We start from the raw sequence: 6,966 nt of genomic DNA, 5'->3' as shown, positions 1-6,966 counted from the left end.
TGCTGGTCGCGTTCGGCCACGGCCTGCGGCGCACGGGCTTCATCGCCGACGCGTTCTGGCCGCAGGCCGAGCGGCTGTGCTACTACGTGCTGCTGCCCGCGCTGTTCGCGGACGGCCTCGCGAACGCGCGGCTGCAATCGCTGCCCGTTTTACCGCTCGCGGCAGCACTGGTCGGTTCGACCGCGCTCGCCGCGACGCTTCTCCTGCTGGTCCGGCGGTTCGTGCGGGTCGACGGCGCCGGCTTCACGTCGGTGTTCCAGGGCGCCGTGCGCTTCAACAACTATGTCGGCACCGCACTCGCGGCCGGCCTGTTCGGCGCAAAAGGCATTGCGCTCGCGGCCGTGTGCGTCGCGGCGATCGTCCCGACCGTCAACCTGATGTGCGTGCTCGTGTTCGCGCGCTACGGCGACACACGGCTCGGCGCGGCGGCGCTCGCGCGCCAGATCCTGTCCAATCCGCTCGTCGTCGCGTGCGTGCTCGGGATCGCGATGCAGGCAGTCGGTGTCTCGTTCCCGGCGGCCGTCGAGCCGGCCGTGCGTGCGCTCGGCGTCGCGTCGATGCCGCTCGGCCTGCTGTGCGTGGGCGCGGCGCTGAAATTCGATGCGGCGCGTGCGTGGCTGCAACCGGTGTGCGTCGCGTCGGCGTTCAAGTTCATGGCGATGCCGCTCATCACGCTCGCCGCCGGCCGCCTGTTCGGGCTCGGCGATGCGGCGCTGACGGTCGCGCTGCTGTTCCAGGCGCTGCCGACATCGTCGGCGTCCTACATCATGGCGCGCCAGCTCGGCGGCGACGCACCGCTGATGGCCGGCATCACCGCGTTCCAGACGATCGCCGCGGCGCTCGCGATGCCCGTCGTGCTGACCGCGCTTGCGTCGGCACCGGTGTTTCGCTGACGACGCAGCGCCGCCTCCATTCCCCTGAATCCAGCCTGCCAGCGGGCCATCGCGCGCTTCGGCCTCCTCTGCCGCGCGCGGTCGCTCACGCGTTGTCGCAGGCGCTCACCGAGAAACCCCGTCAAATGAACGCTCCCGCCCCGCCCGCCGCCATCGTTGCCACCCGGCCGCCCGCGGCCATCTACGTGAAGCTCACGCTCGTCGCGCTGTTCTGGGGCGGCACGTTCATCGCGGGACGGATCCTGGCCGCGTCGATGCAGGCGACCGCCGCGGCCACCGGCCGCTTCGCGATCGCCGCGCTGCTGCTGGTCGTGCTGACGTGGAAGATCGAAGGCGGGCTGCCAAAGCTGAGCGGCCGCCAGATCGTGACGACCTTCGGGCTCGGCGCGACCGGCATCTTCCTGTACAACGTGTGCTTTTTCGCGGCGCTCGCACGGATGCCGGCGGGACGCACCGCGCTGTTCGTCGCGCTGAACCCGGTCGCCACCGCCGTGCTGCTGTCGATCGTCGTGCGCGGGGAACGCCTGTCGCTGTCGCGCTGGGCCGGCATCGCCGTCGCGCTGTTCGGCGCGCTGGTCGTGATCAGTCGTGGCGAATTGCTGCGGGTGCTGACCGATCTCGGCACCACGTTCGGCGCAGGCGAACGCTACATGCTGTGCGCGGTGCTGAGCTGGGCCGCCTATACGGTGATCGGCCGGCGCGCGCTCGACGGGCTGTCGCCGCTGGCGGCCACGACGTATGCGGCGCTATGGGGCCTCGCGCTGCTGATCGTCGCGCACCTGTTCGGCTCGACCGCCGTCAGCGGCACGCCGCTGACGTGGCAGGCCATCGCGTCGATGCTCTACCTCGGCGCGATCGGCACGGTGGTCGCGTTCGTCTGGTATTCGCAGGGAATCCGCGAACTCGGGCCGGCCCGCGCGGCCGTATTCACCAACCTGGTGCCCGTGTTCGGCGTGCTGCTGTCGGTTGCGCTGCTCGGCGAGCCGTTGTCGCCGTCGATGCTGGCCGGCGGGGTGCTCGTGATCGCAGGCGTCGCGCTGACCAATCGCGCGCGGCGCTGACGCATTGGCGTGCGTATCGCGCACCCAAGGGGACGGATGCCAGATCGCGGAGCCGGAGCATGACGGCGATCGCCGCGCCGTTGTGTCACGCCCACGCGCGGCCGATACGCCCCCGATGTTCTCGCAGCCCCGCCAAAAACCGCCTATCGTGAATGGAGCGCCCCGTTCGCCGCCATTCGACCCTGCGTCGCTCGCACCGGCGGCAGCGGCGCCGCGTTCCGGCACCATTCATCGCGATCCTGGCGCACGCTCGCCCGTGCACGATCGCGGCCGCCCACCGGATTACAGGAGGCCCTCATGAAAGCCGCGCTGCTCGTCAGCTCCGCCCTGCTCGCCATTGCATCCGCCTCGGCGTCGGCCCAAGGCTCGATCACGAAAGTCGAAAACGGTTCGCTCGTTGCCGCGAACGGAATGACCGTCTATACGTTCGACAAGGACAAGGCCAACGCCGGCACCAGCGCGTGCACCGGCCAGTGCGAGTCCTTCTGGCCGCCTTACAAGGCCAGCGCGACCGACGTTCCGGTCGGGCCCTACACGATCGTCAAGCGCGAAGACGGCAGCCCGCAATGGGCGTACAAGGGCAAGCCGCTGTACTTCTTCTCGAAGGACATGAAACAGGGCGACCGCAACGGCGACAACTTCAAGGACATGTGGCACGTGGTCGCGCCGTAAGCGTCATTCCGCCGTCTTCCGCGCGCGCCGCGCGGACGTGAAAAAGCCCGCGCGGATCGTCGATCCGGGCGGGCCTTGGTGCGATCACACCGGCCGCATCGGGTTGCCCGCCGTGGGGCGGGCAGGCAATGCTTGCAGCCGGGTGGCGCGTCAGCGGTTCGACGGGAAGCTGAACACCGTGCCTTCGCGCACGCCGGCCGACGGCCAGCGCTGCGTGATCGTCTTGCGCTTCGTGTAGAAGCGCACGGCATCCGGGCCGTACGCGTGCAGATCGCCGAACAGCGAACGCTTCCAGCCGCCGAACGAGTGGTATGCAACCGGCACCGGCAGCGGCACGTTGATGCCGACCATGCCGATCTGGATGTTGTCGCCGAAGTAGCGTGCGGCCTCGCCGTCGCGCGTGAACAGGCACGTGCCGTTGCCGTACTCGTGCGCATCGATCAGCGCCATCGCCTCGTCGAGCGACTTCAGCCGGATCACGCCGAGCACGGGCCCGAAGATCTCGTGCTGGTAGATCGGCATGCCGGGCTTCACGTTGTCGAACAGGCACGGGCCGAGGTAATAGCCGCCGTCGTGGCCGTCGACCTTCACGCTGCGGCCGTCGACGACGAGCGTCGCGCCGGCTTCCACACCGGCTTCGACGAATCCCGTCACCTTCTCGAAATGCTGCTGCGTGACGAGCGGCCCCATGTCGACGCCCGCGCCGTTGCCCGGGCCGACCTTCATCTTCTCGATTTCGGCCTTCAAGCCAGCGACCACCTTGTCACCCGTCTCGTCGCCGATCGCGACGACCAGCGGAATCGCCATGCAGCGCTCGCCGCACGAACCGTATGCCGCACCCATCAGCGCGTTCACTGCGTTGCCGATGTCGGCGTCCGGCATCACGACCGCGAAGTTCTTCGCACCGCCGAGCGCCTGCACGCGCTTGCCGTGCGCGCAGCCGGTCGAGTAGATGTATTCGGCGATCGGCGTCGAGCCGACGAAGCTCACGGCCTTCACGCGCGAGTCGGTCAGCAGCGTGTCGACCGCTTCCTTGTCGCCGTTCACGACGTTCAGCACGCCCGGCGGCAGGCCGGCTTCGAGCGCGAGCTCGGCCATGCGCAGCGTTGACGACGGCGTACGCTCCGACGGCTTCAGCACGAACGTGTTGCCGCACGCGACGGCCATCGGCCACATCCACAGCGGCACCATCACCGGGAAGTTGAACGGCGTGATGCCGGCCGCGACGCCGAGCGCCTGGAACTCGCTCCACGAATCGATCGCGGGGCCGACGTTCTTGCTGTGCTCGCCCTTCAGCAGCTCGGGCACGTAGGTCGCGTATTCGACGTTCTCGATCCCGCGCTGCAGTTCGCCCATCGCATCGGCGAGCACCTTGCCGTGCTCGGCGGTAATCAGCGCGCACAGCTCGTCGGCGTGCTCCTCGAGCAGCGTCTTGAAGCGGCTCATCACGCGGGCGCGCTTCAGCGGCGGCGTATTGCGCCAGGCCGGGAACGCGGCCTGCGCGGACGCGATCGCGGCTTCGACGGTCAGCTTGTCGGCGAGCGCGACGCTCTTGTGCGATTCGCCGGTGGCCGGGTCGAACACCGGCTGGACGCGGCTGCCGCCGTCGACGCGCTTGCCGTCGATCAGGTGGCCGACGGTGGAGGTTACGTTGCTGTCATGTTTCATGTATCTGACTCTTTCGTGAATTCGGTTATCGCTCAGGGGCAAACCCCGGCTCAGTCCACTTCGTTCAATGCGTCGGACAGCGCGTTGACCAGGTTGTCGATCTCGCGCTTCTCCGAGATGAACGGGGGCGCCAGCTGGATCGTGTCGCCGCCGTAGCGCACGTAGAAACCCTTCGCCCAGCAGCGCATCGCGATCTCGTACGGGCGCCGTGCCGGCTCGCCCGGCAGCGCCGCGATCGTCAGGCCGGCTGCCAGCCCGTAGTTGCGGATGTCCGTGATGTGGCGCTGGCCCTTCAGCCCGTGCACCGCCGCCTCGAAATGCGGCGCGAGATCGCGCACGCGGGCCACCGCGTCTTCCTTCACCAGCAGGTCGAGCGCCGCGACGCCGGCCGCGCATGCGACCGGGTGCGCCGAATAGGTGTAGCCGTGCGGGAACTCGAGCATGTACTCGGGGCCGCCCGCGGCCATGAACGTGTCGTAGATTTCCTTCGTCGCGATCACGCCGCCGAGCGGCTGCACGCCGTTCGTCACCTGCTTCGCGAAGTTCATGATGTCCGGCACCACGCCGAACGCGTCGGCGCCCGTCATTGCGCCGGCACGGCCGAAGCCCGTGATGACTTCGTCGAAAATCAGCAGGATGTCGTGCGCGGTACAGATGTCGCGCAGGCGCTTCAGATAGCCCTTCGGCGGCACGACCACGCCCGCCGAACCGGAGAACGGCTCGACGATCACGGCCGCGATGTTCGATGCGTCGTGCAGCGCGATCAGCTCGAGCAGGCGGTCGGCCAGTTCGGCACCGTGCTCGGGCATCCCGCGCGAGAACTTGTTCTCGGCGAGTTGCGTGTGCGGCAGGAAGTCGGCGTCGAGGCCCTGGCCGAACAGCTTGCGGTTCGGCCCGATCCCGCCGACCGAGATGCCGCCGAAGTTCACGCCGTGATAGCCCTTCTCGCGGCCGATCAGGCGCGTCTTCGTGCCCTTGCCCTTCGCGCGCCAGTAAGCGCGGGCCAGCTTCAGCGAGGTATCGGCCGCTTCCGAGCCCGAACCCGTGAAGAACACGTAATCGAGGCCGGCCGGCGTCAGGTCCTTGATCTTGTTCGCGAGTTCGAACGATTTCGGATGGCCGAACTGGAACGCCGGCGCGTAGTCGAGCTGTGCGACCTGGCGGCTCACGGCTTCGACGATTTCCGTGCGGCCATGACCGAGGCCCGTGCACCAGAGACCCGACAGGCCGTCGAAAATCTTGCGGCCTTCGCCATCCGTGTAATACGCGCCCTTGCCCGACACGATCATGCGCGGATCGGCCTTGAACTGGCGGTTGGCCGTGAACGGCATCCAGTGCGCGTCGAGCCACGCGGCGTCGGTGCGGAGGTTGGTTTCGTCCTGCTGGGCGGTGGTGATGTCGGTCATGTCGGTCGGCGCGTGGCGCCCCTCCTCCTTATGTTGATATTGCGCATTGTCGGGAGGCCAATTAGTCTTTTGAATATCGCAATATCAATGTTCACTTGCACATTTATGCAAGCAAAGAAACCGAAGAGTCGCGCGCTGCTCGGGCAGCTCAGCGACATGGATCTCCGCCTGCTGCGGGTCTTCAAGGGCGTCGTGCAGTGCGGCGGGATGGCGGCGGCCGAACTGGAACTGAATATCGGCATCTCGACGATCAGCCGGCACGTGAAGGATCTGGAAACGCGCCTCGGCCTCGTGCTGTGCCGGCGCGGCCGCGCGGGCTTCACGCTGACGCCCGAGGGCCAGACGGTGTACGAGGAGACGTTGCGGCTGCTCGCGTCGATGGAAGCATTTCGCAGCAGGATCGACGGCATTCATGACCGGATGGGCGGCGAACTGCACATTGCGGTATTCGACAAGACGGCCACCAACGCGAACGCGCGGCTCGGCGACGCGATCCGCCAGTTCGCCGACGAAGCCCCTGACGTCGCGCTGAACCTGCATGTCGCGTCGATCAACGAGGTCGAGCGCGGGATCATCGACGGCAGCTATCAGGTCGGGATCATTCCCGCGCACCGCAACTCGGGCAGCCTCGTGTACTCGGAGCTGTTCGACGAACGGATGCTGCTCTACTGCGGCCGCCAGCATCCGCTCTACGATGCGCCGCATGGCAAGCTCACGTGGACGACGATCGGCAACCATGCGTTCGCGGGCCTCGGTTTCCATTCGCCGAACATGGAGCTGAGCCACCGCGCGAAGCTCACGCGCAGCGCGACCGCGTCGGACCAGGAGTCGATCGCGACGCTGATCCTGTCCGGCCGCTATCTCGGCTTCCTCCCCGACCATTACGCGGAAAGCTTCGAAAACAAGGGGCTGATGCAGCCGATCGCACCGCACCGGTTCAATTACCGGTGCCGGTTCGTGAGCCTGCTGCGGCGCTCGCCGCGGCCGTCGCGGGCCGCGCTGCTGTTCCAGACCTGCCTCGAAGCCGCGCATGCGGTGGCGCGGCCGGCGGCGTAACGACTGTCGTGGATGAGTAGCTGAGTAGCTGAGCGGCCGGGTGGCCGGGTGGCCGGGTGGCCGGGTGGCTGGGTGGCTGGGTGGCTGGACGGTTTGAGAGCGACGACGCACTGGCGATACGCGGCTCAACTGCAGTCGCGCTTCCCGCGCACGAGGGTCGAGGGCGACAGTATCTATATCGAGGAAGGCCGCATCTGGACGTCGGCGGGC

6 protein-coding genes and 1 pseudogene are annotated in these 6,966 nt (G+C 67.9%); 5 read left to right on the top strand and 2 right to left on the bottom strand.

Features of this window, described 5'->3' with window-relative positions:
- The first annotated feature begins 2 nt into the window (after positions 1-2).
- The 3 genes from G3N99_RS31850 (at position 3) to G3N99_RS31840 (ending at position 2,626) form a co-directional block, all read left to right on the top strand.
- On the top strand, positions 3-893 hold the full coding sequence (locus tag G3N99_RS31850; RefSeq protein WP_241011957.1) for an AEC family transporter: 891 nt from the start codon (positions 3-5) through the stop codon (positions 891-893).
- A 125-nt stretch (positions 894-1,018) separates the two neighbouring features.
- Positions 1,019-1,954 carry a DMT family transporter gene (locus G3N99_RS31845; RefSeq protein ID WP_174935423.1) on the top strand — a complete coding sequence of 312 codons (936 nt, stop codon included), beginning with the start codon at positions 1,019-1,021 and terminating at the stop codon, positions 1,952-1,954.
- A gap of 297 nt (positions 1,955-2,251) precedes the next feature.
- On the top strand, positions 2,252-2,626 hold the full coding sequence (locus tag G3N99_RS31840) for a hypothetical protein (protein WP_174935425.1): 375 nt from the start codon (positions 2,252-2,254) through the stop codon (positions 2,624-2,626).
- A gap of 150 nt (positions 2,627-2,776) precedes the next feature.
- Here G3N99_RS31840 and G3N99_RS31835 read toward each other — a convergent pair whose 3' ends face one another.
- Both G3N99_RS31835 and G3N99_RS31830 read right to left on the bottom strand, forming a co-directional pair.
- Positions 2,777-4,294 (bottom strand): CoA-acylating methylmalonate-semialdehyde dehydrogenase, encoded by a 1,518-nt coding sequence (locus G3N99_RS31835; protein WP_122946953.1) that lies wholly within the window; start codon positions 4,292-4,294, stop codon positions 2,777-2,779.
- Positions 4,295-4,344: 50 nt separating this feature from the next.
- Positions 4,345-5,700 carry an aspartate aminotransferase family protein gene (locus tag G3N99_RS31830; protein WP_011355300.1) on the bottom strand — a complete coding sequence of 452 codons (1,356 nt, stop codon included), beginning with the start codon at positions 5,698-5,700 and terminating at the stop codon, positions 4,345-4,347.
- Positions 5,701-5,805: 105 nt separating this feature from the next.
- Between G3N99_RS31830 and G3N99_RS31825 the strand changes: the two genes are divergently transcribed.
- Both G3N99_RS31825 and G3N99_RS42130 read left to right on the top strand, forming a co-directional pair.
- On the top strand, positions 5,806-6,756 hold the full coding sequence (locus tag G3N99_RS31825; protein WP_174935427.1) for a LysR family transcriptional regulator: 951 nt from the start codon (positions 5,806-5,808) through the stop codon (positions 6,754-6,756).
- Between the two features lie 78 nt (positions 6,757-6,834).
- A pseudogene (locus tag G3N99_RS42130) lies at positions 6,835-6,966 on the top strand (GlxA family transcriptional regulator); the annotation flags it as partial.

Origin of the sequence: Burkholderia sp. Ac-20392 (assembly GCF_017104585.1) — a bacterium.
Taxonomy (GTDB): domain Bacteria; phylum Pseudomonadota; class Gammaproteobacteria; order Burkholderiales; family Burkholderiaceae; genus Burkholderia; species Burkholderia lata.
Note: the sequence above shows the minus strand (reverse complement) of the source record. Positions and strands in the feature narration are given on the sequence as shown.